A 25079-nucleotide genomic window follows, 5' to 3' on the forward strand; every position below is an offset into this window, starting at 1 on the left:
GATGCGCAATGCCCGAACTGCCCGAAGTCGAAACCGTGCGCCGCGGTCTGGCCCCCGTCATGGAAGGCCAGGTCGTCGCGCGTGCGCGGGTCAACCGGCCCGACCTCCGCTGGCCTTTTCCCGAACGGATGGCCGAACGGCTGACCGGGGCGCGTGTCTTGCAGCTTCGCCGGCGGTCAAAGTACATCCTCGCCGACCTGTCCACGGACGAAACCCTGCTGATCCACCTCGGTATGTCCGGACGGATGCTGGTGTCGGGCGATCCCCTAGGCCAGTTCGTGCACGCGCATCCCATGCCCGAGAAACACGATCACGTCGTCTTCGACATGGAGAACGGCGCCCGCGTCACGTTCAATGATCCGCGTCGTTTCGGCGCAATGGATCTGATGCCCACGCAGGCGGCCGAGGCCCACCCGCTGCTCGCCCGGATCGGTCCGGAACCGCTGGGCAATGCCTTCACCGAATCCCACCTCGTCGACCGACTCAAGGGGCGGAACATGCCGGTCAAATCGGCGCTTCTGGACCAGAAGATCGTCGCCGGACTGGGCAACATATACGTTTGTGAAGCGCTGTTCCGTGGCGGCATCCATCCGGCGCGACGTTGTGTCCGCATCTCCGCGGCGCGGATTTCGGCGCTGGTTCCCATCGTCCGCGACGTGCTGGACGACGCCATCGCGGCGGGCGGATCATCTCTCCGGGATTTCCGCCAAGCCGATGGAGAACTTGGATATTTTCAGCACAGCTTTGACGTCTACGGACGTGAGGGTGAGCCATGCAGGGCGCCCGGTTGCACCAGTACGATCGAGCGTATCGTGCAGTCGGGGCGGTCGTCCTTCTTCTGCCCGACCTGCCAAAGATAAGCTTGATCGTCTTCACCGAAGTGTTAAGGCTTGGCCTCTGACGGAACCGGACGGAGCCCTATTCTCATGGCCTATGAGACGATCATCGTCGAAGTAGAAGACCACGTCGCCACCATCAGACTCAATCGCCCCGACGCCCTGAACGCTCTCAACTCCGAGATGTTGGGAGAGCTGTGCCAGGCGCTGAAGGAAGCTGACGGCAACGACAAGGTGCGCTGCATCATCATCACCGGTTCGCAGAAAGCGTTCGCCGCCGGTGCCGACATCAAGGAAATGTCCGACAAGAGCTACGTCGACATGTTCCTGTCGGATTTCTTCGGGGCGGAAGGCGGCACCATCGGCCGCACCCGCAAACCGATCATCGCCGCCGTTGCTGGCTACGCGCTGGGTGGCGGTTGCGAGCTGGCGATGATGTGCGACTTCATCATCGCCGCCGACAACGCGAAGTTTGGCCAGCCTGAGATCAACCTCGGGGTGATTCCCGGTCTTGGTGGCACGCAGCGCCTGACCCGCTTTGTCGGAAAGTCCAAGGCGATGGACATGACGCTGACCGGCCGGTTCATGGACGCGGAAGAGGCGGAGCGTTCCGGCCTCGTCAGCCGCGTCGTGCCGGCAAAGCAACTGATGGAAGAGACCCGCGCCGCGGCCGAGAAGATCGCCGAGAAGTCGATGATCTCGACCATCGCCTGCAAGGAGGCGGTGAACATCTCTTACGAGACGACGCTTTCCCAGGGTCTGCTGTTCGAGCGCCGTGCCTTCCACGCGCTGTTCAACACCGAGGACCAGAAGGAAGGCATGGGCGCTTTCATGGAAAAGCGCTCGGCCCAGTTCCGGGACCGCTGATCGCGGATCAGGCCGGAAAGTACAGATTACGGCAAGCGTCCGAACGTGATGCTTGCCGAAGCCGGGTGTCTGCTATATAGGCGCCCGTCATACATGCGCGTGATGCCCGCTCAGGCAAGAATCGGTCCCGCAGTCCGTTCGGGTCCTGAGAGGCATTGCGTCGTCACAGAGAACTTGAACCGATACCACGAACAGGACCGATCATCATGGCAAACACACCCCAGTCCAAGAAACGCGCACGTCAGTCTGAAAAGCGTTACGCCGTCAACAAGGCACGTCGTTCGCGCATCCGCACCTACCTCCGCAAGGTCGAAGAGGCGATCGCATCCGGCGATCAGTCCGCGGCACAGGAAGCGCTGAAGGCGGCCCAGCCCGAACTGATGCGCGGCGTGACCAAGGGCGTGTTCCACAAGAACACCGCTTCCCGCAAGATGTCGCGCCTCGCGTCACGCGTGAAGTCGATCGGCGCCTGAAGCGCCAGCAATACCAATACCATGTGTTGAAAAAGCGCCCTCACAAGGGCGCTTTTTTGCGTTTTCAAGGTGTTGCAGGAACGCCAGATTCTTTTTCCGGATTCACCGAGTCAAGCTACAAGATCGGTTGCCGGAAACTGACGAAGGTTGGTAATTTCACCGAGCGAGTCACGTCGCACTGGGGGGACAAGGCTGCCAGCCCACGCGTTCATTGGGGAAAGCGGGGGCAAACTTGTCAGGGCACTTGAAGTGCTTTTGATGATGTTCAGGGGAAACCCTGGCCATGTCCAGGATACAGACCGGGTCTTCGGACCTGCGCACCGAGGGGACATCGGGCGCGGGAATCGGTGGATCGTTGGAGCAGTCGCTCCACGCCTCGAACCTTACGGGTTACGAGCGGGCTGTTCTGTTCCTCGCTGTGCGTGAACGCGTCCGTCGGCAGGCGGAGAGCAGGAACGGAACTGAGGACACAGTTGGCGGATGACAAAAGAACAATGGGGCGCCCTCCAAGAGCAGATTTGCAAGACGATCGGTCAGAACAACTACAAGACCTGGATCGAGCCGTTGCGCTTCCGCGGAGTTACGCCTGAGGGCATCGTAACGCTGCAGGCTCCGACGAACTTCTTCGGGACGTATGTCTCGCAGAACTTCGGCGATATGCTTCTGGCACAGATTTCCACGGTGGAACCGTCGGCGCGCCGGCTGGCATTCCAGGCCGGGATCGTGGACGACCCCAGCGACAAGGCCGAGGAAAAGGCCAAGCCGCTGAACCTTCCGGAAACGGAGCAGGCGCCGGTCACGTCTTCCCGCGACCAGCAGTTGCCGGGGGCGCCGCTGGACATGCGATTTACCTTCGACACCTTCGTGGTCGGCAAACCGAACGAACTGGCGCACGCCGCCGCGCGCCGCGTGGCCGAGGGCGGTCCGGTGACGTTCAACCCGCTGTTCCTGTATGGTGGTGTTGGCCTTGGTAAGACGCACCTGATGCACGCCATTGCGTGGGAGCTGTCGCAGCGCAATCCCGGTCTGACCGTGCTGTACCTGTCGGCAGAACAGTTCATGTACCGCTTCGTGCAGGCGCTGCGCGAACGAAAGATGATGGACTTCAAGGAGATGTTCCGCTCCGTCGACGTGCTGATGGTCGACGACGTCCAGTTCATCGCCGGCAAGGATTCCACGCAGGAAGAGTTCTTCCACACGTTCAATGCGCTCGTGGACCAGAACAAGCAGATCATCATTTCCGCCGACCGGGCCCCGGACGAGATCAAGGATCTGGAAAACCGCATCCGTTCGCGGCTTCAGTCCGGCCTGGTCGTCGACCTGCACCCGACCGATTACGAACTCCGCCTCGGCATCCTGCAGTCGAAGGTCGAGGTCTATCGCGGCATGCACCCGGGCCTGCAGATCGACGATGGCGTGCTTGAGTTCCTCGCGCACCGCATCTCGACCAACGTACGTGTGCTCGAAGGGGCGCTGACCCGTCTCTTCGCCTTCGCCTCGCTGGTCGGCAAACCGATCAACATGGACCTCGTGCAGGACAGCCTTGCCGACGTGCTGCGCGCGTCGGAGCGCAAGATCTCCATCGACGAGATCCAGCGCAAGGTGGCCGAGCACTACAACATCCGTTTGTCGGACATGATCGGGCCGAAGCGGGTCCGCAACTTTGCCCGTCCGCGGCAGGTGGCCATGTACCTTTGCAAGCAGCTCACATCGCGGTCCCTTCCGGAGATCGGCCGCCGCTTTGGCGGGCGCGACCACACCACCGTCATGCACGGCGTGCGGCGCATCGAGGAGTTGCGCCAGCAGGACGGCCAGATCGACGAAGATGTGGAGATGCTGCGCCGCGCTCTGGAGGCCTGAAAAGGCGCATCCTGAGTCTGCCTCACAACACTTGGAGCCGTGGCACGCCGTTTCGGGGCGGCGCGCCTTGACGCTTCCGGAAATCCAACAGACAAATGGCGAAAACCGGCTTGGAGCGGGGTCCGCTCCGCGCTAACGTGCGCGTCCGGACTGGCGGAGAGGGTGTAGTGCGATGAAGATCAGCATGGAACGGGCGGCGCTTCTGCGCGCGGTCGCGCAGGCGCAATCGGTCGTGGAGCGGCGCAACACCATTCCGATATTGGCCAACGTCCTTATCGAGGCGGAAGGCGAGACGGTCACGTTCCGCGCCACCGACCTCGATATCGAGGTTCTCGACAAGGCCGTGGCCCAGGTCGAGAAGCCAGGCGGCACCACGGTGTCCGCCGTCACCCTGCACGAGATCGTCCGCAAGTTGCCGGACGGATCGCTTGTTGCCCTTGCCGAGGAACCGGGCACCGGGCGGCTGACAGTGTCTGCGGGCCGTTCGAACTTCAGCCTCGCGACGCTGCCGAAAGAAGACTTCCCGGTCATGGCATCGTCCGAATACGGCTCGAACTTCACCGCCAAGGCCGAAGTCCTCCGCCGCCTGTTCGACAAGTCCAAGTTCGCGATTTCGACAGAGGAAACACGGTATTACCTGAACGGTGTCTACATGCACGTGGCCGACGGCGATGGCGGTCCGGCCCTGCGCTGCGTAGCGACCGACGGCCACCGGCTGGCCCGCATCGACGCGCCGCTGCCCGACGGGGCGGCGGACATGCCCGGCGTGATCGTCCCCCGCAAGACCGTGGGTGAAATGCGCAAGCTCCTCGACGAGGACGGCATGGACATCGCCGTTTCCGTCTCCGAAACCAAGGTCCGGTTCGCGACACCCGACATCACGCTGACCTCGAAGGTCATCGACGGCACCTTCCCCGACTACACACGCGTCATCCCGCAGGGCAACACCCGCAAGCTGGAAGTTGACGCCTCCGAGTTCGCGAAGGCGGTCGACCGTGTGGCCACCGTCTCGTCGGAACGGTCGCGCGCCGTGAAGCTGCAGCTTGACGAGGACCGGCTGATCCTGTCGGTCAACGCACCCGACAGCGGCGCGGCAGAGGAAGAACTGGCGGTTGCCTACGGCGACGAGCGACTGGAGATCGGCTTTAACGCGAAATACCTGCTGGAAATCGCCAGCCAGGTGGACCGGGAGAACGCGGTATTCATGTTCAACTCGTCCGGCGATCCGACCCTGATGCGGGAAGGCAACGACACCAGCGCGGTCTACGTGGTCATGCCGATGCGCGTGTGACCGGGAGAGCGCCGATTTTTCAGCGAAAAATCGCGGCCTCGGGCGGACACACCCCTTCGAACCACCAGCCAGGGGCGCAACCGTGCACCTGTCGCACCTGACCCTGTCGCATTTCCGCTCTCACAAGCGGGTGGTCATCGACGTCGATCACCGTCCGGTGGCGATCTGGGGTCCGAACGGATCGGGCAAGACCAACCTGATCGAAGCCGTGTCCCTGTTCTCTCCCGGGCGGGGTCTGCGGCGGGCGTCGGCGCAGGACATGGCCCGGCGACCGGAATCACTTGGCTGGAAGATCACCGGGACGCTGGAAAATCCGCAAGGTACGCACGAAATCGCGTTTACCTCCGAAGGGGGGGCCGCGCGCAATGTGCGTATCGACGATAAGCAGGCCAGCCAGGTTGCATTGGGACGGATCGCCCGCGCGGTCTGGCTGATCCCTGCCATGGACCGGCTGTGGATCGAAGGGGCGGAGGGGCGGCGGCGGTTCCTCGACCGGATCGCCCTGTCGTTTTTCCCCGATCACGCACAGGCGGCGCTCGACTACGACAAGGCGATGCGGGAACGTAACAGGCTCCTGAAGGACATGGTTCGGGACCCGCACTGGTACACGGCCCTCGAACGCCAGATGGCAGAGGCAGGGGCCGCGCTGCACGTCAACCGGCTGGCCGCGCTCGACCGGATCGCAGAGGCGCAGGACGGCGCCGAGACGCGCTTCCCGGCCGCGACGCTGGACCTCGTGCATGGCGACGGCGAGATGCCCGGCTCTGCCGCCGACCTGCGCGTCGCGCTTGAGGAAAGCCGCAGGCGCGATCTGGCGGCGGGGCGGACGCTGGTGGGTCCCCATCGCGCCGACCTGATCGGCACCTTCGCGGCGAAGGGCGTGCCTGCCGCCGACTGCTCGACCGGGGAGCAGAAAGCGCTGCTGATCTCGCTGATCCTGTCGAACGCCCGGGCGCTTGCGGCGGACGAAGGGCACCCGCCGATCCTGCTGCTGGACGAGGTCGCCGCGCACCTCGACGCCGGACGCCGGGCCGCCCTTTTCGACGAGATAAGCGCTTTGGGCGCACAGGCCTGGATGACCGGGACGGGACCGGAACTTTTCGCCGAACTGGGCGACCGGGCGCAGGCGCTGGAGGTCTCTGAAGGGCCCTCCGGATCCGTAGTTTCAAAACCCTGAACTTTATACCAAATCTTGTGTCTGAGACGTGACATTCCCCGGCCCGGAGTCTATAAATCGGGGCAAAATAACAAGGGAAATGGGCATGTCCGACCAGCCGAGCGAAGCATACGAATACGGCGCCGATTCCATCAAAGTTCTCAAGGGCTTGGAAGCGGTCCGCAAGCGTCCCGGCATGTACATCGGCGACACGGACGACGGTTCGGGTCTGCACCACATGGTCTACGAGGTCGTGGACAACGGCATCGACGAGGCCCTGGCCAAACACGCCGACTATGTTCACGTGAAGATCCACGCGGATTCCAGCGTATCGGTGCGTGACAACGGACGTGGTATTCCCACCGACATCCACACCGAAGAGGGGGTCTCGGCCGCAGAGGTCATCATGACCCAGCTGCACGCGGGCGGTAAGTTCGACCAGAACTCCTACAAGGTCTCTGGCGGTCTGCACGGCGTGGGCGTGTCGGTGGTGAATGCGCTCTCCGTCTGGCTCGAGCTGCGCATCTGGCGCAATGGCAAGGAGCACTACGCCAAGTTCGAACACGGCGAGACCACGGAACACCTGCGTGTCGTCGGCGACGCCGAGGGTGAGCAGGGCACAGAGGTGCGCTTCCTTGCGTCCACGGGCACCTTCTCCAACCTCGACTACGATTTCCACACGCTGGAAAAGCGCCTGCGCGAACTGGCCTTCCTGAACTCCGGCGTGCGCATCATCCTCGAAGACGACCGCCCGGCCGAACCGCTGCATATCGAACTGCACTACGAGGGCGGGGTACGTGAATTCGTCAAATACCTCGACCGCTCGAAGCAGGCCGTCATGCCGGAGCCGATCTATATGGAAGGCGAAAGGGACGGCATCGGTGTCGAGGTCGCGATGTGGTGGAACGACAGCTACCACGAGAACGTCCTGCCCTTCACCAACAACATCCCGCAGCGCGACGGCGGCACCCACCTTGCGGGTTTCCGTGGTGCGCTGACCCGCCAGTTGCAGAAATACGCGCAGGAAAGCGGGATCGCGAAGCGGGAGAAGATCAACTTCACCGGCGACGACGCCCGTGAGGGTCTGACCGCGGTTCTGTCCGTGAAAGTGCCCGATCCGAAATTCTCCAGCCAGACCAAGGACAAGTTGGTCTCATCCGAGGTCCGCCCGGCGGTGGAATCGCTGATGAACGAGAAGCTGGGCGAATGGTTCGAGGAAAACCCGACCGAGGCCAAGCAGATAACCGGCAAGATCATCGAGGCCGCCATGGCCCGAGAAGCCGCCCGCAAGGCGCGCGAACTGACCCGCCGCAAGACGGCGATGGACGTGTCGTTCAACGCCGCCAAGCTGAAGGACTGTTCAGAAAAAGACGCCTCGAAGACCGAACTGTTCCTGGTCGAGGGTGACTCCGCCGGCGGCTCTGCCCAGACGGGGCGTGACCGTCGGACGCAGGCCATCCTTCCTCTGCGCGGCAAGATCCTGAACGTGGAGCGGGCGCGCTTCGACCGGATGCTGGGCAGTCAGGAAATCGGCAACCTCGTGATGGCGCTCGGGACCGGCATCGGCCGGGACGAGTTCAACATCTCCAAACTGCGCTATCACAAGATCATCATCATGACCGACGCGGACGTGGACGGTGCGCACATCCGGACGCTTCTGTTGACGTTCTTCTACCGCCAGATGCCCGAACTGATCGAAGGCGGTTACCTCTACATCGCGCAGCCGCCACTCTACAAAGTCGCGCGCGGCAAGTCGGAAGTCTACCTGAAAGACCAGACCGCGCTTGAGGACTACCTGATCCAGCAGGGCATCGAGAACGCGCAGCTCTTGCAGGGCAATGGCGAGGTGATCGGCGGCCAGGATCTCGTGCGCGTGGTGGAGGAAGCCCGTCAGCTCAAGCGTGTCCTCGACGCCTTCCCGACGCATTACCCGCGCCACATCCTCGAACAGGCTGCCATTGCCGGGGCCTTTGTGCCCGGTGCCGTGGATTCCGACCTGCAGGGCGTTGCCGACAAGGTCGCCGCACGTCTCGACCTAGTGGCCCTGGAATACGAGCGTGGCTGGATCGGTCGGATCACGCAGGACAAGGGCGTCCGCCTTGCCCGCATCCTGCGCGGTGTCGAAGAGGTCCGGACGCTCGACGGTCCGATGCTCCGTTCCGGAGAGGCGCGCCGGACCGGCACCCTGACCGAGAGTCTGCAGGCGGTCTACGGCAGCCCCGCGACGCTCGAGCGCAAGGACCGCAGACAGCTGATCCATGGTCCGCTCGAACTGCTCAAGGCGATCCTGGAAGAAGGCGAGAAGGGCCTGTCGCTGCAGCGCTACAAGGGACTGGGTGAAATGAACCCGGACCAGCTTTGGGAAACCACGCTGGACCCGAACGCCCGGACGCTGCTGAAGGTAACCATCGACGACATGACTGAAGCCGACGACCTGTTCACCAAGCTGATGGGCGACGTGGTGGAACCGCGCCGCGACTTCATCCAGCAGAACGCACTGTCGGTGGAAAACCTGGACTTCTGAACAAGAAAAGGGGCGCGCATGGCATTGCGCACCCCTCGCAAGATGTGGAGGTCGCGCAAGGGTTTGCGCGACCTTTGTCTTTTCCGTCAGCCGACCAGCTTGGCGGTCATGTCCACAAGCCGTTTTGCCTGATGGGCAAGGGCAGCCTTGCCAGCGTCGTCGAAACCGTCCGGCTTGGTCGAGAAGCCGTAGGGGTTGCCGCCGGCGCCAAAGATCGACTCGTCAGTGTAGCCCGGTGCAACGATGATCGCGCCCCAGTGCATCGCGGTGGTGTAGAGGCTCAGGATGGTCGTCTCCTGCCCGCCATGCGGGTTCTGGGCGCTTGTCGTGGCGGTGAAGGTCTTGTTGGCCAGCTTGCCCGATCCCCACAGCCCGCCGAGCGTGTCGATAAACGCGCGCATCTGGCTTGCGACCACGCCGAAGCGCGTCGGGGCCGAGAAGAAGTAGCCGTCCGCCCACTCCATGTCATTCGCCGTGACCTCGGGGATGTCCTTCATCTTTTCGAGTTGCGCCTTCCAGGCGTCCTGCCCCTCGACGACCTCTTTGGGGGCGGTTTCCGGGATGCGGCGCAGGCGCACTTCGGCACCGGCTGCCTCGGCTGCCTCTGCTGCCGCGAGTGCGACGGAATGGTTGGTGCCGTAGGTCGAATAGAAAACGATTGCGATCTTGGGTTGTGCCATGTTGATCTCCTTCCTTTGAGTTGGACTTAGGCGGTTGCCGGCGCGGTCAAGCGTTCCTGATGAACGTGCCGTTGTTCAGTTCCTTGAAAGCCTGCCGCAGTTCGTCCTGCGTGTTCATGACGATGGGGCCGTGCCAGGCGACGGGTTCCTGGATCGGGCGCCCGGTCATCAGCAGGAAGCGGATGCCTTCGTCGCCCGCCTGAACGGTGATCTCGTCGCCCGAGCCGAACCGGACCAGCGTGCGGTTGCCGGTCATGTCGCGGATGTTCAGTTCCTGCCCGCGGTACTCCTTTTCGACCTTGATGCCCACCGGATCGCTGGCGTCGCGGAAGGTCCCGGAGCCGGCAAAAACGTAGGCCAGGGCGTTGGAGCGGGTATCGACCGGCAGAACCTTGCGGCGGCCTGCGGGGATCGACACGTCGAGCAGCATGGGGTTGGCCGCGATCCCGTCGACCGGGCCGGTCTTGCCCCAGAACGAGCCGATGATGACCTTGACCGTTGTGCCGTCGTCATCGCCCTCGATGGGGATGTCGCTGCCGGTGATGTCCTGATAGCGCGGCGCCGTCATCTTCAGCGAAGACGGCAGGTTTGCCCAAAGCTGGAACCCGTGCATCTGGCCCTTGGCGTTGCCGAAGGGCATTTCCTGGTGCACGATCCCGGATCCGGCGGTCATCCACTGGACGCTCCCGGCGCCGAGGCGGCCCTTGTTGCCAAGCGAATCCGAATGCTCGACCTCGCCGTCGAGCACGTAGGTGATGGTTTCGATGCCGCGATGCGGATGCCAGGGAAAACCCTTCGAATAGAGCCGCGGATCGTCGTTGCGGAAGTCGTCCATCATCAGGAACGGGTCTGTCAGCGACGGGTCACCGAAGCCGAAGACACGATGCAGATGGACGCCGGCGCCTTCGATGGCGGGCTGCGCTTTGGTGGTAGCCGAGACAGGTCTAAAGGTCATGGGACGCTCCGTTTGCCATTGCACTCAATGTGGGACCTTCGCGATGAATTGGAATTGGTGAAGAACCCGTACCGTCTGTGCGCAGGCGCGCAGAAACCGGAGATTATGCGTGAGGAGATGGGGCGCGCCTTTTGGGTGCCGCCAAGCACGGGACAGCGCATTCTCGAGGAGCGTGCGCGCCGCAAACCCAATGTTTGAGAGGCATTCAGTTCCTTGCCTGTTCGTCGCGGTAAGTCCACAGGTCGGAGAACCGGCGCCGTTGCGATGTGCGTAAATAGGAGGCTCACTGCGAAGATGGCCTCGCCTGGGCCCCTGCCACGGTTCAGCCACGCACCACCGCCAGATCAAGCGTCTCGGCCGCGCCGCGCAGGATGCCCGCCATGTGATCGGCCAGACCCTCGGACCGATCCACCGGCACCATAAGGCTGATCGTGCGGTCCGCATCCGGCATCTCCAATGGCATGACCCGGACCTCGCTCCGGTGGATGCCCTGCCGCCGGGCGAAGAGGTCCGGAAGGATGCCGATGCCTGCGCCGGTGGCAGCCATCAGCACGATGGAATCGAGGCTCGTCCCCTCGTAGTCGTCCGAGACCGTCGCCCCGCTGGCGCCCGCGATGCCATAGACGATCCGCGCCAGCCTGTGGCCGGTGTCCAGCGTCAGAAGCCGCTGGCCGGCAAGGTCCGCCGCCCCGATCCGGCTGCGCCCGGCCAGCGGATGATCCTGCGCGACAGCGACCCACAGCGGTTCGACGAAAAGCGGCCGCTGGAAGGTGTTGGGGTGATCCTCGGGCGTGGAAATGACCGCATCGAACCGGCCATTTCGCAGCCCCTCATCAAGGCTGAGGGTGTTTTCCTCGCGCACGATCACGCGCAGTTCGGGTTCGTCTTCGTGCAGCGCCTTCATCGCCTGAGGCAACAGGTAGGGCCCGATGGAGGGCAGCACGCCCAGCCGGAGCCGCCCTCCGAAGGGCAGGTCCGACAGCATCGTGCTGCGCAGCGCCTCGACCTCCGACAGGATACGGCGGGCACGGGTCACGAACTCCAGTCCCCGTGCCGTTGTCCGCGCCCCGGCGCGCCCGCGGTCGAACAGCCGGACGCCCATGTCGGTTTCGACCGCCGCGACCTGATTGGACAGGCTTGGCTGGCTGACATGCAGCTTTTCGGCGGCCAGCCCGAAACTGCCAAGCTGGTGCACGGCAACGATGTATTCCATCTGGCGCAGGGTCGGCCGCATTCATAGCTCCAAGCTATTCAACTGATCATCCATTTGTATTTAAGCTATGCCAGAAATCCGGGCAACAGGGCCGAAACCCTTCCCGGAGTTTCGACCGATGCAGATATTCGACAGCCTCGTCGGCAACCTGATGGTGCCGACAATCCTCTTCTTCGTCCTTGGGCTCGTGGCCGCCGTGGTCCGCAGCGACCTGTCCATCCCCGAAGGTGCGGCCAAGTTCATGTCCATCTACCTCCTGCTGGCCATCGGGTTCAAAGGCGGTCACAGCCTTGCGGACAATGGCCTGAACAGCGATGTCTTCGTGGCGCTGTGCGCAGGGCTGCTGTTGTCCTTCGCGATCCCCTTCATCGCCTACGGCCTGCTGCGCAGCATGACGCGCCTGAATGCGCTGAACGCCGCTGCCGTCGCCGGGCACTACGGGTCGATCTCCATCGTGACGTTTGTCGCGGCCTCCAGCCTGCTGCAACTCGCCGGCGTCGCGGCCGATGGCTACATGGTCGCTGTCGCCGCCACGATGGAAGTGCCCGCGATCCTCTCGGCGCTCTGGATCGCGCACCGTTTCGGGCAACAGGGGTCCACCGGCAGGGTGCCCATGCGCGACCTCTTCGCCAACGGGTCCATCGTGTTGCTTGCCGGGGCGTTCCTGATCGGCGCGCTGACACAGGACCGGGGGATGGAGATGATCGCCCCCTTCGTCGTCACCCCCTTCACCGGCATCCTCTGCCTCTTCCTTCTGGACATGGGCCTGACGGCGGGACGCAGCCTGTTGCGGAACCGGCATCTGCTGAGCGCGGGGCTCTTCGCCTTCGGACTGCTGATGCCGGTGATCGGCGCGGTTTTGGCCATGGGGGTGGGAACGGTGATCGGATTGCAGACCGGCAGCCTCTTCCTGCTGATGGTCCTGTCTGCCTCGGCTTCCTACATCGCGGTCCCCGCGGCGATGAAGATCGCCCTGCCGCAGGCCGAAGCGGGCATCTACCTGACGCTGTCGCTGGGCGTGACCTTCCCGTTCAACATCATCCTCGGCCTGCCGCTCTACCTGTGGCTGGCAGAGCTGGTGTGAGTGTGGTGGTCAACAGGCCGACCCTGTGTGTGGATCGGTCATGCCGGTCCGCGCCCAGCCGGGGCAGGGTCGTGATGATCAGGACATCCCGCAGGCGGCAGACGGATCAGGCCGTGGCGCGGGCCGACAACCCGTCGAGAATGGCGCAATCCGGGTCATCGTCGCCATGGCATTGGCTGATGAGGGTCTGAAGCTCCGCCTCGAGCGTCTTCAACTGGCTGATCTTGTCGCGGACCGTGTCGAGGTTCCGCATCGCCAATGTGCGCACGTCACGGCTGGCGCGGGTCGGGTCGGCGTTCAGGTCCAGCAGGCGGCGGCATTCTTCCAGGCCAAACCCCAGATGCCGGGCCTGCGCCAGGATCCGCAGCCGATCCACCGCGGTATCGGAGAAATCCCGATAGCCGTTTTCGGCCCGATCTGCCTTCACCAGCCCGAGATCCTCGTAGTAGCGCACGGTCTTGACGGTAAGCCCTGTGGCCTTGGCTGCCTGTCCGATGTTCATGGCGGGTCTCCTTTCCGTCATTAAACCTTCCAGCTTGTGGAAGGTAAAGTCACTTCGGCTTGACCGCCACAGGCTGCCACGCATTGCCCAATGGTCGCGCCTGCCTTCACGGCTTTTCAACTGGCTACGGTGCCGGTCGCGTGCGAGAAACGCGGGATGACACGTTTGCTTTTGCCCCTTCTGATATGCCTGTCGCTCGCCGCGCCCGCCGCAGCGCGCGAGATCACCGTATTCGCCGCGGCAAGTCTGCGTGATGCGCTCGACGAGGTGGCGGACCTCTACCGTGATGAAACAGGGGACGACCCGGTGATCTCCTACGCCGGATCGTCCGCCCTTGCGCGCCAGATCCAGCAGGGTGCGCCCGCGGACGTCTTTATCTCCGCCAACACCGCCTGGATGGACGTGCTGGAAGAGGACGGGTTGCTGGCGCCCGGCACCCGCCGCGACCTGCTGGGAAACTCGCTGGTGCTGGTGGCCGGGGTCGAAGGGCCGGTCGCAGAGCTCACGCCCGACAGCGATCTGGCCGGCTGGCTGGACGGCGGCAAACTGGCCATGGCGCTTGTCGATGCGGTGCCCGCGGGCATCTACGGCAAGGCGGCGCTGGAATATCTGGGACTTTGGGACAGCGTCGCAGGGCAGGTCGCGCAGGCCGACAACGTCCGCGCCGCGTTGGCCCTCGTCGCTGTGGGGGCGGCGCCGCTCGGCGTCGTCTACCGCACCGACGCGCAGGCCGAACCGCGCGTCTACGTGAAAGCGGCGTTCCCGCGGGACAGCCATCCGCCGATCCTCTACCCCGCCGCGTCGATGGTGGACAAACAGCAGGACGCCCTGCCGTTCCTGTCCTTCCTCGAAACGGGACCGGCGCAGGACATCTTCCTGCGGCACGGCTTCACGATCATCGCGGAGTAACGGATGGACTGGCTCGGACCGGAGGAATGGAGCGCCGTGGCCCTGTCGGTCAAGGTCTCCTTCTGGGCGGTCGTTGCCTCCCTGCCGTTCGGGTTGCTGACCGCCTACGCCCTGGCGCGCTGGACGTTCCCCGGCAAGCAGATCCTCAACGGGCTGGTGCATCTGCCACTGATCCTGCCGCCGGTCGTGACCGGTTACCTCCTGCTTCTGACCTTCGGGCCAAGGGCCCCGGTCGGCGGGTTCCTCGAAGCCATCGGACTCGGCATCGCCTTCCGCTGGACCGGCGCGGCGCTGGCAGCGGCGATCATGGGATTTCCGCTGATGGTCCGCGCCATGCGCCTGTCGATCGAGGCCATCGACCCCCGGCTGGAAGAGGCGGCAGCAACGCTTGGCGCATCGGGGGTCCGGGTCTTCGTCACGGTGACGGTGCCCCTCATGCTGCCGGGCCTGCTGACCGGGGCGATCCTCGCCTTCGCCAAGGCGATGGGTGAATTCGGCGCGACGATCACCTTTGTCTCGAACATCCCCGGACAGACCCAGACCCTGCCGTCCGCCATCTACGCCTTCCTGCAGATCCCGGGCGGCGAAGCCTCTGCCCTGCGGCTCGTGGTGGTGTCGATCATCGTGGCGATGGGCGCGCTTCTGGTGTCGGAATGGGCATCCCGCCGGGTCGCGGCGCGGGTGGGCGCGTGATGCTTTACCTGCACCTGAAACACGCCTTCGACCGCTTCCAACTGGACGCGCAGTTCACCGCGCCCGCCGGGGTGACGGTCCTGTTCGGGCGCTCCGGCTCAGGCAAGAGCACGATCCTGAAGGCCACCGCCGGACTGCTCCGTCCGGATGAGGGGCGCGTGACCCTGCACGACCGGACTCTCTGCGACACGGCGAAGGGCATCTGGCTGCCGCCGCACAAGCGCGGCCTCGGCGTGATCTTCCAGGAAGGCCGCCTGTTCCCCCACCTCACCGTCCGCCAGAACCTTCTGTATTCCCGGCGGAAGGCGCCGAACCTGTCGCGGGTGGTCGAGATGCTGGGGATCGGCGACCTGCTCGACCGCCGCCCCCGCGCCTTGTCGGGGGGAGAGCAGCAAAGGGTCGCCATCGGCCGTGCGCTTCTGAGCGATCCGCAACTGATCCTCGCCGACGAACCGCTGGCCGCCCTCGACGAGCCGCGCAAGGCCGAGATCCTGCCCTACTTCGAACGTCTGCGGGACGAGGCCCGCTGCCCGATCCTCTACGTGACGCATTCCCCTGCCGAGGTCGCCCGCCTCGCAACGACGGTTGTCGTCCTCGACGAGGGCAAGGTGACACGGCAGGGCACACCCGCCGACGTGCTGGGCGACCCGGACGTGGTGCCCGCGGGCATCCGTGGCGTCGGCGCAGTGCTCGAAGCGACGGTCGCCCGACACCACGAGGACGGGCTGACCGAACTCGACGCTGGCGGGGTGGCGCTGTTCCTGCCCCGCACCGATGCAGCGCCCGGGACCCGGACCCGTATCCGCATCGCCGCGCAGGAGGTCATCCTGTCCCGCGGGCGCCCGGAGGGTCTTTCGGCGCTCAACATCCTGCCCGGCACCGTGGTCAGCCTGCGTGCCGGGGACGGTCCGGGCACCCTCGTCGTCGTCGACACCCCCGCCGGTCGTTTGCTGGCACGGGTCACGCGCCGCTCTGCGGAGGCGCTGCAACTGGCGCCCGGCGTCGCCTGCCATGCCGTCGTGAAGACGGTCGCCATCGCACGTCAGGACATCGGGCAGGGTTGAAGCGTCACCATGGCCCGCTAGCTCGGACCGCATGGAAAACGCATTGGTCATCGGCGCAAGCGGCGGCATCGGCAGCGCAATCTGCGCGGCGCTCGACTCGCGTGGAGTCTCCGTCGCCGGGCTCTCGCGCTCGGGTGACGGTCTGGACATCACCGACGAAACCTCCGTCGCGGAGGCGCTGAACCGGTTCGATACGCCCTTCGACCTGATCTTCGTCGCCACCGGCGCGCTGGAGATCGACGGCCACGCACCGGAAAAGTCGCTGGATGCCCTGACCGCGCGCGGGCTGGCCGACCAATTCGCGCTGAACGCCATCGGCCCCGCGCTGGTGCTGAAACACGCCCGCCGCCTGATCCCCCGCGACCGTCCCGCGACCGTCGCGGTTCTGTCGGCGCGCGTCGGCTCCATCGGCGACAACGGTCTTGGCGGGTGGTACGCTTACCGTGCCGCCAAGGCCGGGCTCAACCAGCTTGTCCACGGCGCGGCGATCGAGCTTGGCCGCAGGCACCGCAAGCTCTGCGTCGTCTGCCTGCACCCGGGCACTGTCGCCACCCGATTCACCGCCGATTATCAGGACCGCCACCCGACCGTTCCGCCAGACGAGGCCGCCCGCAACCTGTTGACGGTGATCGACAGCCTGACGCCTGCCGACAGCGGGCGGTTCCTCGACTATGCCGGGAAGGAGATCCCCTGGTGACCCGCCTCGTCCTTGTCCTGGGCGACCAGCTGACCGAAACCGTCGCCGCGCTCCGCAAGGCCGACAAGGACAGGGACGTGGTCGTCATGGCCGAGGTCGCGGACGAGACGGCCTATGTCGGCCACCATCCCAAGAAGATCGCCCTGATTTTCGCCGCCATGCGCAAGTTCGCCGCCCGCCTAAGGGACGACGGCTGGGACGTCGCCTATTCCGAGCTCGACGACACCGACAACACCGGCAGCATCCCCGGTGAGCTCTTGCGCCGCGCCGACCAGTACGGCGCGCGGGAGGTGCTGGCGACAGAACCCGGCGAATGGCGGCTGATCGCCGTGCTGGACGACACGCCACTCAAGGTCACTCAGCTTGAGGACGACCGCTTCGCCGCCTCCCACAAGGACTTCGAGGACTGGGCCAAGGGGCGCAAGGCGCTGCGGATGGAGTATTTCTATCGCGAGATGCGGCGCAAGACCGGCCTGATGATGGATGGCGATCGACCCGCCGGCGACAAGTGGAACTACGACCACGACAACCGCAAACCCGCCACCGGCGAGGTCGACACCGCGCCCATGCAGTTCACGCCCGACGAGACAGTCGAAGAGGTGCTCGACTTGGTCGAGGCCCGCTTCGCAGACAACTTCGGCACGCTCCGCCCCTTCACCTTCGCCACCGACACCGGACAGGCCCGCCGGGCGCTGGCGCATTTCGTCAAACACGCCCTGCCGAAGTTCGGCGATTACCAGGATGCGATGATGGAGGGGGAGCGCTACCTGTGGCACTCTCACCTCTCCGCCTACATCAACATCGGCCTGCTCGATCCTCTGGAGGTCTGCAAGGCCGCGGAAGACGCATGGCGAGCCGGGGACGTGCCGATCAACGCCGCCGAGGGTTTCATCCGCCAGATCATCGGCTGGCGCGAATACGTCCGTGGCATCTACTTCCACGAAGGGCCGGACTACCCTTCCCGCAACGAGCTGGGCCACAAGCGCGACCTGCCGTGGCTCTACTGGGGCGGCGAAACGAAGATGCGCTGCGTCGAAGCGGCGGTCGCGCAGACCCGGGACGACGCCTACGCCCACCACATCCAGCGCCTGATGGTGACCGGCAACTTCGCCCTTCTGGCCGGGATCGACCCGCATCAGGTGCACGAATGGTATCTGAGCGTCTACATCGATGCCTTCGAATGGGTCGAAGCCCCGAACACCGTCGGGATGAGCCAGTTCGCCGACGGCGGCATCATCGCCTCCAAACCCTACGTGTCGTCAGGCAACTACATCAACAGGATGTCCGACCACTGCAGGCACTGCGCCTACGACGTGAATGCAAAGTCCGGAGAGGACGGCGCCTGCCCCTTTAACACGCTCTACTGGCACTTCCTCGACCGCCATCGCAAACGGTTCGAGGAAAACGGCCGCATGGCCAACATGTACCGTAGCTGGGACAGGATGGACGAGGAAAAGCGTCACGCCATCCTGCGCGCCGCCGAACGCACGTTGAAGAAACTCGACGAAGGGGAGGTCGTCTGACCCGCCCCTTCATCTTGGTCCAAATACCTTGGGGGTGCGGGGGCAATGCCCCCGCGGATCGGCCCGGCGCCAGCCGGGGCGATACTTGCTACAGGACGTAGCGGCTCAGGTCCGTCGACCGGGTCAGGTCGCCCAGCTGTGCCTCCACGAAATCGGCATCGACGGTCACCGCCTCGCCCGCCTTGTCCGGCGCGGCAAAACTCAGTTCCTCGAACACCCGCTCCATCACGGTGTAAAGCCGCCGGGCGCCGATGTTCTCGACCGACCCGTTGACCTCCGCCGCGATGCGCGCCAGCGCCTCGATCCCTTCCTGCGTGAAGGAGACGGCAACCTCCTCGGTCGCCATCAGCGCGGTGTACTGGCGGGTCAGCGCGTTGTCGGTTTCCGTCAGAATGCGCACGAAATCGCCTTCGGTCAGCGCCTTCAGGTTCACGCGGATCGGCAGGCGGCCCTGCAGTTCCGGCAAGAGGTCCGACGGCTTCGCGATGTGGAACGCGCCGGAGGCGATGAAGAGGATGTGGTCGGTCTTCACCGGCCCGTGCTTGGTCGACACCGTGGTGCCCTCGATCAGCGGCAGCAGGTCGCGCTGCACGCCTTCGCGGGACACGTCGCCGCCGCGCGCCTCCTGGCGGGCACAAACCTTGTCGATCTCGTCGAGGAAGACGATCCCGTTCTGCTCCACCGATTCCAGCGCGGCAGCCTTCACCGTCTCGTCGTCCAGCAGCTTGTCCGCTTCCTCGGTGATCAGCAGGTCGTAGCTTTCGGCGACCGTCATGCTCTTGCGTGTGGTCCGCCCGGCAAAGGCTTTGCCGAAGATGTCGCCAAGGTTCATCATCCCCATCTGGCCCGCTCCCGGCTGGCCGGGGATGTCCATCATCGGGAAGGGCGAGGACGTGTCGGCCACGTCCAGTTCGATCACCGTCTCGTCCAGCTCGCCGCTCTTCAGCTTCTTGCGGAACATCTCGCGGGTGGCCGAGCGCGCATCCTTCCCGGCAATCGCTTCGATCACGCGTTCCTCGGCGGCGGCATGGGCGCGGGCCTTCACGTCCTCCCGCATGTGGTCGCGGGTGTCGATGATCGCGGTGTCCACGAGGTCACGGATGATCTGTTCAACGTCGCGGCCGACATAGCCCACCTCGGTAAACTTGGTCGCCTCGACCTTGATGAAGGGCGCGCGCGCCAGCTTGGCCAGCCTGCGCGAGATCTCCGTCTTGCCGACGCCGGTGGGGCCGATCATCAGGATGTTCTTCGGATAGACTTCGTCGCGCAGGTCGTCGCTCAGCTGCTTGCGCCGCCAGCGATTGCGCAGCGCCACCGCGACGGCGCGCTTGGCTTCCTGCTGGCCGATGATGAACCGGTCCAGTTCGGAAACGATTTCACGGGGTGTGAGGTCGGTCATGAGTGTCCTTCCGATACGTTGCGGCTGAGATAACCTCTGGGGCGGAAAATCCAACCCTTGAAGGAACCGCCGTGTGATCCGACGTGTTGGATCTAAGGATCGGAGACACCCCAGCCATGCCGGATCAAGGTTTCATGCCCATAGAAGATACCGACGCCGTTCCAGGCGATCTGGGCGCGCCAGCGTTCGGCGACGGCCCGGTCTGTGTCATCACGAACCGCAAGTCGGGCCGCAACTCGCGGGACCGCAACGCGGTCGAGGCCGCGGCCGAGACGCTGGGTGGCGAAATCGTCTCCTTCAGCGGCGGCAAGGGCCTGATGGAGGCGATCGAGAAGGTGAAGGCGCGCAAGCCCTCCCTCGTGGTCGCCGCGGGCGGCGATGGCACCGCCATGGCCGTGGCCGGGGCCTTCGTCGGCACCGATGTCGCCTTCGGGGTGCTGCCGCTTGGCACGTTCAACTATTTCGCCCGCGGGCTGGGGCTCAGTACCGATCCGGTCGAGGCGAGCAGACAGCTTGCCGCCGGTCAGGTGGTCGAGCGTCACATCGGTACGGTGAACGGCCAGGTCTTCCTGAACAACGCCAGCGTCGGGATCTATCCCTCGATCCTGAAGGTCCGCGAAAGCGTCTATCGCCGCTGGGGACGCCGCAGGATCATGGCGCATTGGTCCGTCATCAAGACCTTCATCCGCTTCCGCAAACCCATGCGCGTGAGGCTGGAAGTCGACGGGGACGGCGGCCGCTACCGCACCGCCCTTGTCTTTGTCGCGCGGTCCTCGTTCCAGCTCGAACGGTTCGGGCTGGAGGGCACCGACATCATCCGCGAGGGCGGGTTTGCCGTCTTGCTCGTCAACGCCCGCACCCGGCTGGAGCTTTTCCGGCGCATCACGCGACTAGCCCTCGGCACGGTGGAAGAGGGCGTCGACTATGACCTCTTTGCCGGAGAACGGTTGAAGCTGGACGTGGAAGGCAAGCGCCGCGTGCTGCTGGCCTACGACGGAGAGAAGAAGCGCATGAGCGCGCCGCTGGAATTCGGCATGTCCGAGCGCCCGTTGCGCCTGCTCATCCCGGAGAAGCCCGCATGAGGCGTGTGCTGCACCTGTCAGACCTGCACTACGGAAAGGACCGCGCGGACCTCGAAGAGCCGCTCTTGGAAACGGTGGATCGGCTGGCGCCCGACCTGGTGGCCATTTCCGGGGATTTCACCCAGCGCGCCCGCGTGTCCCAGTTCGACCGCGCGCAGGCCTTCCTCGACAAGCTGTCCGTCCCGTGGATCGCCGTGCCCGGCAATCACGACACACCACTCGACGAATTCTGGATCCGGCTGCTGACCCCGTGGAAGCGTTACCGGGCCGCGGTGTCGCGCGATCTGGAACCCGTCTATCAGGACGACGCGATGACACTGGTCGGTGTGAACACCGTCAACCGGTTTTCGTGGCAGAGGGGGCGGCTGTCGGAAAAGCGGATCAAGCGCGCCTGCCAGCAGTTCTCCGACGCGCCCGACCGCGCGCGTATCGTCATGCTGCACCACCCTCTTCAGCACGGGCCGGAGGTCGACAAGCGGCTGATGCGCGGGGCCGGGCGGGCGCTCAAGGCGTTTGCCGAAAGCGGGGCGCAGGTGGTGCTGTCCGGGCACCTGCACAACACGGTCATCGCGCCGTTTCGGGCCTGGCCGCAACTGCTTTTCGTCCAGGCAGGCACCAGCCTCTCCAGCCGCATGCGCGGCGAGGTGAACACCTTCAACCTGCTGGAAATCGACCATCGGAGCGTAACAGTCGAAAGCTGGGGCGCCGAGGACCTGGCCTTTGCCCCCGTGTCGCGCGCCCACTTCTTCCGCAACAACGGGGAGTGGGAGCGCCACGACAACGCCCCCTCGATTGCGCCTGCGCACCACATCCGCCGCGCGCGGTCTGTTCGGTAGCACGCTTTTCCCGTGGCCCGTTCCCCGGACCGGCGTAAGCTGAGCCGTGAGGGAACGGGGGAATCGACACATGAAAGCTATATGTATGGCGTTGGCCTTGGTGGCGCTTTGCGGAACGGCCGAGGCACAGAACGCCTGCGACTGGGGCAACCTGCGGTCGGAAGCCAGCGAAGAGAACCGCGAGCTGGTCGTGACGAATGCGGTCGGCGACCGCAGCGCGCGTCTCTACTGGATCGATTTCAACGGCACCCCGGTCTTCTACGCCGAGATCCCGCCGAACGGCCGCCACGTGCAGCAGACCTTCCGGCGGCATGTTTGGATTGCCGAGAACAGCTACGGCTATTGCGACGTCATCTTCACCGTCGAGAACAATGTCGAAATCGTCATCCGCTGACCGCGCGGCAACGGATCACTCGATGGTTTCGACCGTCAGGTTCCCGTTCGTGTAGACACAGATGTCCGCGGCGATGGACATGGCCTCGCGCGCGACGGTCTCGGCGTCCTTGTCGGTATCCATCATGGCCCGCGCCGCGGCGAGGGCGTAGTTGCCGCCCGACCCGATGGCGGCCACGTCATGTTCGGGTTCCAGAACGTCGCCTGCGCCGGTGATCACGAAAAGGTCGGTGCCGTCGGTGACGATCAGCATGGCTTCCAGCTTCGACAGGTACTTGTCCGTGCGCCAGTCCTTTGCCAGTTCGACAGAGGCGCGCTGAAGCTGACCGGGCGTTGCCTCCAGCTTCTTTTCCAGCCGTTCGAGCAGGGTAAAGGCGTCCGCGGTCGATCCGGCGAATCCGGCCACCACTTCCCTGCCGCCAGGTGCAAGGCGACGCACCTTCCGGGCCGTACCCTTGATCACGGTCTGGCCCAGCGAAACCTGCCCGTCACCGGCCACGACGACCTTGCCGCCCTTGCGGACGCCGATGATGGTGGTGCCGTGCCAGCCGGGAAAATCGTTGCTCATGAAGGCCTCCTTTGATTGGCCTCCATATGGTCCCCATCGACGGCCCCGGCAAGGGGGGCGGGGCGCCTGTGCGGCACCCCGCCATGTCAAATGGCCGGTCAGGCGACCTCGGTCTCGACCTCGATGTTGCCCTTCGTCGCGTTGGAATACGGGCAGATGAAGTGGCCGCGCTCGGCGATTTTCTCGGCCACGTCCTTGTCCACGCCCGGCATCGACACAACCAGTTTCACCTTCAGGCCGAACCCTCCGTCAGAGCGCGGGCCGATGCCCACGTGCGCGTTCACCGTGGCGTCGTCGGGGACGGTGCCCAGTTTCTCGCTTTGTGCCGCGAACCGCATCGCGCCTAGATAGCAGGCCGCGTAGCCAAGGGCGAAAAGCTCTTCGGGGTTGTGACCCGCGCCGGAGCCGCCAAGCTCTTTCGGGCTGGTCATGGTGACGGTCAGCATGCCCGACTTGAGAGAGGCGACACCGTTGCGGCCGCCGCCGGTGGCATGGGCTTCGGTCCAGTACTTCGTATCGACAGTCATCTGTGATTCCTTTCAGTCGCGTGCGATTAAATCGTGCACGATATATATGGCCGGGACGACCCTCTGTCAATCGCTTGCCAATGTATCGCGCACGACTTAATTTCAGGGGATGACACTCGCCCCTCACGACATGTTCTGTTTCTCGCTCTATTCCGCGACGCACGCCATGCAGCAGGCCTATCGCCCGCTGCTGGAGGAGATCGGCCTGACCTATCCCCAGTACCTCGTGATGAGCGCGCTCTGGACCGCGGAGAATCCGCCGAGCGTCAGCGGTATCGGGCGCGAGGTGCAGCTGGAGTCGAGCACGCTGACGCCCTTGCTGAAGCGTCTCGAAACGGCCGGCCTGATCGTCCGCCGCCGCAACCCGGAAGACGAACGGCAGCTTCAGGTGGACCTGACCGACGCAGGCCGCGCCCTTCAGGCGCGTGCAGCGCATATCCCGGCGTGTATCCTCGAAAAGACCGGGATGGACGTCGAGACGCTCCGCCGCCTCCAGGGAGAGATCCGGGACCTGACGCAGCGCCTGCGCACGGGCACCGGTGACGCCTGACCGTCAGACCAGCGTTCGCCGCCGTTTCCACCAGCCAAAGACGAACGGGACAACGGCACAGCCGGCAAGGAACAGTGCGATCAGGGCGAACTGGATCAGCTTTGACGTCTCGAACCGCTCGTCGATCCGCACGGTTTCCGGGTCGTCGCGCAGGTATGTGACGGGCACGACCCGCCCCGCCTCGATGTTGCGGTAGAAACCATGGGACACCTCGGCATCCGCCTCGATCTCTGACCCGCCATGTTGGAAACGGACCACGGCATAATAGTGTGTCACGGGCGGCTTCGGATGGCTTTGGGAGAGGCTCCGGGTGTAGCGGCCGACCAGTGACGCCTCACCCTTGATCCCGTCGCTGGTGAAGGCGGATCTGCGGTCGAAGGAGGTCCATAGGATCGCGCCCAGAACCAGCGCAAGAACCGGCACCGCGAACAGCAGCTCCCACGGCTTCTTTGCCTGGCTCATGGCCCGACGGCCCCGCGTCGTTCGGCCCGCGCGGTGCGTATGGCATAGGTGCTCAGCGCAAGCGCCGCGAGCAGGAGCAGCGGCCCGAGGATCAGCGCCCATGTTGCGGATGACCGAAGGCGGCCGGGGTCAAGCAGGTATTCCGGCCCGTCGCTGCCATCGACCACGTGCAGCGCCACGGTCTGCCCTTCGCTCAGCGTATTGAAGAACCGCCCCGAGACGTCCTCGAGGTGCGGGCCGGTCGGGGTGGAGACGAAGACGCGGAAGGTGGTGCTGGTGGACCCGCCCTGCTGGCGCTGCGATTTGTCCAGCCGGGTCACTGTGGCGTCGATGGTGCGGGCGCCGGCGAACCGTGCGGCATCATTCGACTGCGCGGTCCCGGCGAACAGCGCGGCGATCCCCGCCAGCGCAAGGAATACCGCAAGCCCGACGCCGCGCTTGATGGCGAGCCAGATCATCTTGTCCCTCCGGTTTTTCCCGAAGTCTGACCAGAAATGATTGTTGCGCCAAGTCCATGAACGGAAAAAGGCCCCGCGAGGGGGCCTTTCAAACCAGATAGAACCGGTTCCGATCAGATGGAATCTTCGATCCAGGATTTCAGCGCGGCCTTCGGCGCTGCGCCGGCGCGGTTCGAAATCGGCGCGCCGTCCTTGAAGATGAAGAGCGCCGGAATGCCGCGCACGCCCATGGCGGCGGCGGTGTTCGGGTTCTGGTCAACGTCGACCTTCACGACCTTCACCTTGCCGTCGAACTCTTCGGAAAGCTCTTCCAGGGCCGGGCCGATCTGCTTGCAGGGACCGCACCATTCGGCCCAGAAATCGACGACAACGGGGATGTCGGAATTCTTCACTTCGGCGTCGAAGGTGGTGTCGGATACGGCGACGGTGGCCATGGGAATCTCCTGTGGGTTGGGAGGCGGGCAGGGCAGCCCGGTC

The 25079-nt window shown here is 64.8% G+C and carries 27 protein-coding genes; 17 read left to right on the forward strand and 10 right to left on the reverse strand.

Annotated elements, in window-relative coordinates:
- Positions 1-8: 8 nt before the first annotated feature.
- The 7 genes from mutM to gyrB all read left to right on the forward strand — a co-directional run bounded on the left by mutM (position 9) and on the right by gyrB (position 9007).
- A complete protein-coding gene (gene mutM, locus QNI11_RS21625; RefSeq protein ID WP_283981716.1) occupies positions 9-860 on the forward strand; it encodes a bifunctional DNA-formamidopyrimidine glycosylase/DNA-(apurinic or apyrimidinic site) lyase in 852 nt (283 codons plus the stop codon).
- Between the two features lie 66 nt (positions 861-926).
- Entirely contained in the window at positions 927-1703 is a 777-nt protein-coding gene (locus tag QNI11_RS21630) for an enoyl-CoA hydratase (protein WP_100928728.1), read from the forward strand.
- Between the two features lie 206 nt (positions 1704-1909).
- On the forward strand, positions 1910-2176 hold the full coding sequence (rpsT, locus tag QNI11_RS21635) for a 30S ribosomal protein S20 (RefSeq protein WP_100928729.1): 267 nt from the start codon (positions 1910-1912) through the stop codon (positions 2174-2176).
- Positions 2177-2656: 480 nt separating this feature from the next.
- Positions 2657-4036, forward strand: coding sequence for a chromosomal replication initiator protein DnaA (gene dnaA / locus QNI11_RS21640; protein ID WP_100928730.1), 1380 nt, complete (start codon positions 2657-2659; stop codon positions 4034-4036).
- A 172-nt stretch (positions 4037-4208) separates the two neighbouring features.
- Complete coding sequence (gene dnaN, locus QNI11_RS21645) at positions 4209-5327, forward strand: DNA polymerase III subunit beta (protein WP_100928731.1); 1119 nt, start codon at positions 4209-4211, stop codon at positions 5325-5327.
- Between the two features lie 82 nt (positions 5328-5409).
- The gene (gene recF, locus QNI11_RS21650; RefSeq protein WP_283981718.1) at positions 5410-6504 is read left to right on the forward strand and encodes a DNA replication/repair protein RecF; all 1095 of its coding nucleotides are present in this window, start codon (positions 5410-5412) and stop codon (positions 6502-6504) included.
- Between the two features lie 85 nt (positions 6505-6589).
- Entirely contained in the window at positions 6590-9007 is a 2418-nt protein-coding gene (gene gyrB / locus QNI11_RS21655; RefSeq protein ID WP_100928733.1) for a DNA topoisomerase (ATP-hydrolyzing) subunit B, read from the forward strand.
- 86 nt (positions 9008-9093) lie between these two features.
- Here gyrB and wrbA read toward each other — a convergent pair whose 3' ends face one another.
- The 3 genes from wrbA to QNI11_RS21670 all read right to left on the reverse strand — a co-directional run bounded on the left by wrbA (position 9094) and on the right by QNI11_RS21670 (position 11876).
- Complete coding sequence (gene wrbA / locus QNI11_RS21660; protein WP_283981719.1) at positions 9094-9687, reverse strand: NAD(P)H:quinone oxidoreductase; 594 nt, start codon at positions 9685-9687, stop codon at positions 9094-9096.
- A gap of 46 nt (positions 9688-9733) precedes the next feature.
- Positions 9734-10642 (reverse strand): pirin family protein, encoded by a 909-nt coding sequence (locus tag QNI11_RS21665; protein WP_283981720.1) that lies wholly within the window; start codon positions 10640-10642, stop codon positions 9734-9736.
- A gap of 322 nt (positions 10643-10964) precedes the next feature.
- Positions 10965-11876 (reverse strand): hydrogen peroxide-inducible genes activator, encoded by a 912-nt coding sequence (locus tag QNI11_RS21670; protein WP_283981721.1) that lies wholly within the window; start codon positions 11874-11876, stop codon positions 10965-10967.
- A gap of 97 nt (positions 11877-11973) precedes the next feature.
- Here QNI11_RS21670 and QNI11_RS21675 point away from each other — a divergent pair, with 97 nt between their 5' ends.
- Positions 11974-12939, forward strand: a complete 966-nt coding sequence (locus QNI11_RS21675) for a sodium-dependent bicarbonate transport family permease (protein WP_283981722.1) — start codon at positions 11974-11976, stop codon at positions 12937-12939.
- A gap of 106 nt (positions 12940-13045) precedes the next feature.
- Here QNI11_RS21675 and cueR read toward each other — a convergent pair whose 3' ends face one another.
- The gene (gene cueR / locus QNI11_RS21680) at positions 13046-13441 is read right to left on the reverse strand and encodes a Cu(I)-responsive transcriptional regulator (RefSeq protein ID WP_283981724.1); all 396 of its coding nucleotides are present in this window, start codon (positions 13439-13441) and stop codon (positions 13046-13048) included.
- 156 nt (positions 13442-13597) lie between these two features.
- Here cueR and modA point away from each other — a divergent pair, with 156 nt between their 5' ends.
- From modA to QNI11_RS21705, 5 genes are read left to right on the forward strand one after another with little or no spacing between them, the layout of a single operon-like run.
- A complete protein-coding gene (gene modA / locus QNI11_RS21685) occupies positions 13598-14350 on the forward strand; it encodes a molybdate ABC transporter substrate-binding protein (RefSeq protein ID WP_283981727.1) in 753 nt (250 codons plus the stop codon).
- Between the two features lie 3 nt (positions 14351-14353).
- Positions 14354-15043 (forward strand): molybdate ABC transporter permease subunit, encoded by a 690-nt coding sequence (modB, locus tag QNI11_RS21690; RefSeq protein WP_283981728.1) that lies wholly within the window; start codon positions 14354-14356, stop codon positions 15041-15043.
- Positions 15043-16107 (forward strand): molybdenum ABC transporter ATP-binding protein, encoded by a 1065-nt coding sequence (modC, locus tag QNI11_RS21695; protein WP_283981729.1) that lies wholly within the window; start codon positions 15043-15045, stop codon positions 16105-16107. The genes modB and modC overlap by 1 nt, the downstream gene beginning before the upstream one ends.
- Before the next feature lie 31 nt (positions 16108-16138).
- Entirely contained in the window at positions 16139-16804 is a 666-nt protein-coding gene (locus QNI11_RS21700; protein ID WP_283981730.1) for an SDR family NAD(P)-dependent oxidoreductase, read from the forward strand.
- Entirely contained in the window at positions 16798-18327 is a 1530-nt protein-coding gene (locus QNI11_RS21705; RefSeq protein ID WP_283983547.1) for a cryptochrome/photolyase family protein, read from the forward strand. Before QNI11_RS21700 ends, QNI11_RS21705 begins: the two co-directional genes overlap by 7 nt.
- 88 nt (positions 18328-18415) lie before the next feature.
- On the opposite strand, the gene hslU is transcribed toward QNI11_RS21705, so the two are convergent.
- Entirely contained in the window at positions 18416-19726 is a 1311-nt protein-coding gene (hslU, locus tag QNI11_RS21710; RefSeq protein WP_283981731.1) for an ATP-dependent protease ATPase subunit HslU, read from the reverse strand.
- 134 nt (positions 19727-19860) lie between these two features.
- On the opposite strand from hslU, the gene QNI11_RS21715 reads away from it, so the two are divergent.
- The 3 genes from QNI11_RS21715 to QNI11_RS21725 all read left to right on the forward strand — a co-directional run bounded on the left by QNI11_RS21715 (position 19861) and on the right by QNI11_RS21725 (position 22038).
- A complete protein-coding gene (locus QNI11_RS21715; RefSeq protein ID WP_283981732.1) occupies positions 19861-20808 on the forward strand; it encodes a diacylglycerol kinase family protein in 948 nt (315 codons plus the stop codon).
- Positions 20805-21644 (forward strand): metallophosphoesterase, encoded by an 840-nt coding sequence (locus QNI11_RS21720; RefSeq protein WP_283981733.1) that lies wholly within the window; start codon positions 20805-20807, stop codon positions 21642-21644. The genes QNI11_RS21715 and QNI11_RS21720 overlap by 4 nt, the downstream gene beginning before the upstream one ends.
- Before the next feature lie 70 nt (positions 21645-21714).
- Positions 21715-22038: a hypothetical protein gene (locus QNI11_RS21725; protein ID WP_100928745.1), complete on the forward strand. Its 324-nt coding sequence runs from the start codon at positions 21715-21717 to the stop codon at positions 22036-22038.
- Between the two features lie 15 nt (positions 22039-22053).
- On the opposite strand, the gene hslV is transcribed toward QNI11_RS21725, so the two are convergent.
- Both hslV and QNI11_RS21735 read right to left on the reverse strand, forming a co-directional pair.
- The gene (gene hslV, locus QNI11_RS21730) at positions 22054-22605 is read right to left on the reverse strand and encodes an ATP-dependent protease subunit HslV (protein WP_100928746.1); all 552 of its coding nucleotides are present in this window, start codon (positions 22603-22605) and stop codon (positions 22054-22056) included.
- A gap of 98 nt (positions 22606-22703) precedes the next feature.
- Entirely contained in the window at positions 22704-23132 is a 429-nt protein-coding gene (locus QNI11_RS21735) for an organic hydroperoxide resistance protein (RefSeq protein ID WP_283981735.1), read from the reverse strand.
- 109 nt (positions 23133-23241) lie between these two features.
- Here QNI11_RS21735 and QNI11_RS21740 point away from each other — a divergent pair, with 109 nt between their 5' ends.
- Positions 23242-23682, forward strand: a complete 441-nt coding sequence (locus tag QNI11_RS21740) for a MarR family winged helix-turn-helix transcriptional regulator (protein WP_283981736.1) — start codon at positions 23242-23244, stop codon at positions 23680-23682.
- Positions 23683-23685: 3 nt separating this feature from the next.
- On the opposite strand, the gene QNI11_RS21745 is transcribed toward QNI11_RS21740, so the two are convergent.
- From QNI11_RS21745 to trxA, 3 genes are all read right to left on the reverse strand, one after another.
- A complete protein-coding gene (locus QNI11_RS21745) occupies positions 23686-24144 on the reverse strand; it encodes a hypothetical protein (RefSeq protein ID WP_283981737.1) in 459 nt (152 codons plus the stop codon).
- Entirely contained in the window at positions 24141-24602 is a 462-nt protein-coding gene (locus QNI11_RS21750; protein WP_283981738.1) for a hypothetical protein, read from the reverse strand. The genes QNI11_RS21745 and QNI11_RS21750 overlap by 4 nt, the downstream gene beginning before the upstream one ends.
- 113 nt (positions 24603-24715) lie before the next feature.
- Positions 24716-25036: a thioredoxin gene (trxA, locus tag QNI11_RS21755; protein WP_005864060.1), complete on the reverse strand. Its 321-nt coding sequence runs from the start codon at positions 25034-25036 to the stop codon at positions 24716-24718.
- Positions 25037-25079: the final 43 nt, after the last annotated feature.

Source organism: Sagittula sp. MA-2, assembly GCF_030126985.1.
Taxonomy (GTDB): domain Bacteria; phylum Pseudomonadota; class Alphaproteobacteria; order Rhodobacterales; family Rhodobacteraceae; genus Sagittula.

What these genes read in the sequence shown, in the direction of transcription:
- mutM (WP_283981716.1), top strand. Translation starts at nt 9, where the DNA reads ATGCCCGAACTGCCCGAAGTCGAAACCGTGCGCCGCGGTCTGGCCCCC.
- QNI11_RS21630 (WP_100928728.1), top strand. Translation starts at nt 927, where the DNA reads ATGGCCTATGAGACGATCATCGTCGAAGTAGAAGACCACGTCGCCACC.
- rpsT (WP_100928729.1), top strand. Translation starts at nt 1,910, where the DNA reads ATGGCAAACACACCCCAGTCCAAGAAACGCGCACGTCAGTCTGAAAAG.
- dnaA (WP_100928730.1), top strand. Translation starts at nt 2,657, where the DNA reads ATGACAAAAGAACAATGGGGCGCCCTCCAAGAGCAGATTTGCAAGACG.
- dnaN (WP_100928731.1), top strand. Translation starts at nt 4,209, where the DNA reads ATGAAGATCAGCATGGAACGGGCGGCGCTTCTGCGCGCGGTCGCGCAG.
- gyrB (WP_100928733.1), top strand. Translation starts at nt 6,590, where the DNA reads ATGTCCGACCAGCCGAGCGAAGCATACGAATACGGCGCCGATTCCATC.
- wrbA (WP_283981719.1), bottom strand. Translation starts at nt 9,687, where the DNA reads ATGGCACAACCCAAGATCGCAATCGTTTTCTATTCGACCTACGGCACC.
- QNI11_RS21665 (WP_283981720.1), bottom strand. Translation starts at nt 10,642, where the DNA reads ATGACCTTTAGACCTGTCTCGGCTACCACCAAAGCGCAGCCCGCCATC.
- QNI11_RS21670 (WP_283981721.1), bottom strand. Translation starts at nt 11,876, where the DNA reads ATGCGGCCGACCCTGCGCCAGATGGAATACATCGTTGCCGTGCACCAG.
- QNI11_RS21675 (WP_283981722.1), top strand. Translation starts at nt 11,974, where the DNA reads ATGCAGATATTCGACAGCCTCGTCGGCAACCTGATGGTGCCGACAATC.
- cueR (WP_283981724.1), bottom strand. Translation starts at nt 13,441, where the DNA reads ATGAACATCGGACAGGCAGCCAAGGCCACAGGGCTTACCGTCAAGACC.
- modA (WP_283981727.1), top strand. Translation starts at nt 13,598, where the DNA reads ATGACACGTTTGCTTTTGCCCCTTCTGATATGCCTGTCGCTCGCCGCG.
- modB (WP_283981728.1), top strand. Translation starts at nt 14,354, where the DNA reads ATGGACTGGCTCGGACCGGAGGAATGGAGCGCCGTGGCCCTGTCGGTC.
- modC (WP_283981729.1), top strand. Translation starts at nt 15,043, where the DNA reads ATGCTTTACCTGCACCTGAAACACGCCTTCGACCGCTTCCAACTGGAC.
- QNI11_RS21700 (WP_283981730.1), top strand. Translation starts at nt 16,139, where the DNA reads ATGGAAAACGCATTGGTCATCGGCGCAAGCGGCGGCATCGGCAGCGCA.
- hslU (WP_283981731.1), bottom strand. Translation starts at nt 19,726, where the DNA reads ATGACCGACCTCACACCCCGTGAAATCGTTTCCGAACTGGACCGGTTC.
- QNI11_RS21715 (WP_283981732.1), top strand. Translation starts at nt 19,861, where the DNA reads ATGCCCATAGAAGATACCGACGCCGTTCCAGGCGATCTGGGCGCGCCA.
- QNI11_RS21720 (WP_283981733.1), top strand. Translation starts at nt 20,805, where the DNA reads ATGAGGCGTGTGCTGCACCTGTCAGACCTGCACTACGGAAAGGACCGC.
- QNI11_RS21725 (WP_100928745.1), top strand. Translation starts at nt 21,715, where the DNA reads ATGAAAGCTATATGTATGGCGTTGGCCTTGGTGGCGCTTTGCGGAACG.
- hslV (WP_100928746.1), bottom strand. Translation starts at nt 22,605, where the DNA reads ATGAGCAACGATTTTCCCGGCTGGCACGGCACCACCATCATCGGCGTC.
- QNI11_RS21735 (WP_283981735.1), bottom strand. Translation starts at nt 23,132, where the DNA reads ATGACTGTCGATACGAAGTACTGGACCGAAGCCCATGCCACCGGCGGC.
- QNI11_RS21740 (WP_283981736.1), top strand. Translation starts at nt 23,242, where the DNA reads ATGACACTCGCCCCTCACGACATGTTCTGTTTCTCGCTCTATTCCGCG.
- QNI11_RS21745 (WP_283981737.1), bottom strand. Translation starts at nt 24,144, where the DNA reads ATGAGCCAGGCAAAGAAGCCGTGGGAGCTGCTGTTCGCGGTGCCGGTT.
- QNI11_RS21750 (WP_283981738.1), bottom strand. Translation starts at nt 24,602, where the DNA reads ATGATCTGGCTCGCCATCAAGCGCGGCGTCGGGCTTGCGGTATTCCTT.
- trxA (WP_005864060.1), bottom strand. Translation starts at nt 25,036, where the DNA reads ATGGCCACCGTCGCCGTATCCGACACCACCTTCGACGCCGAAGTGAAG.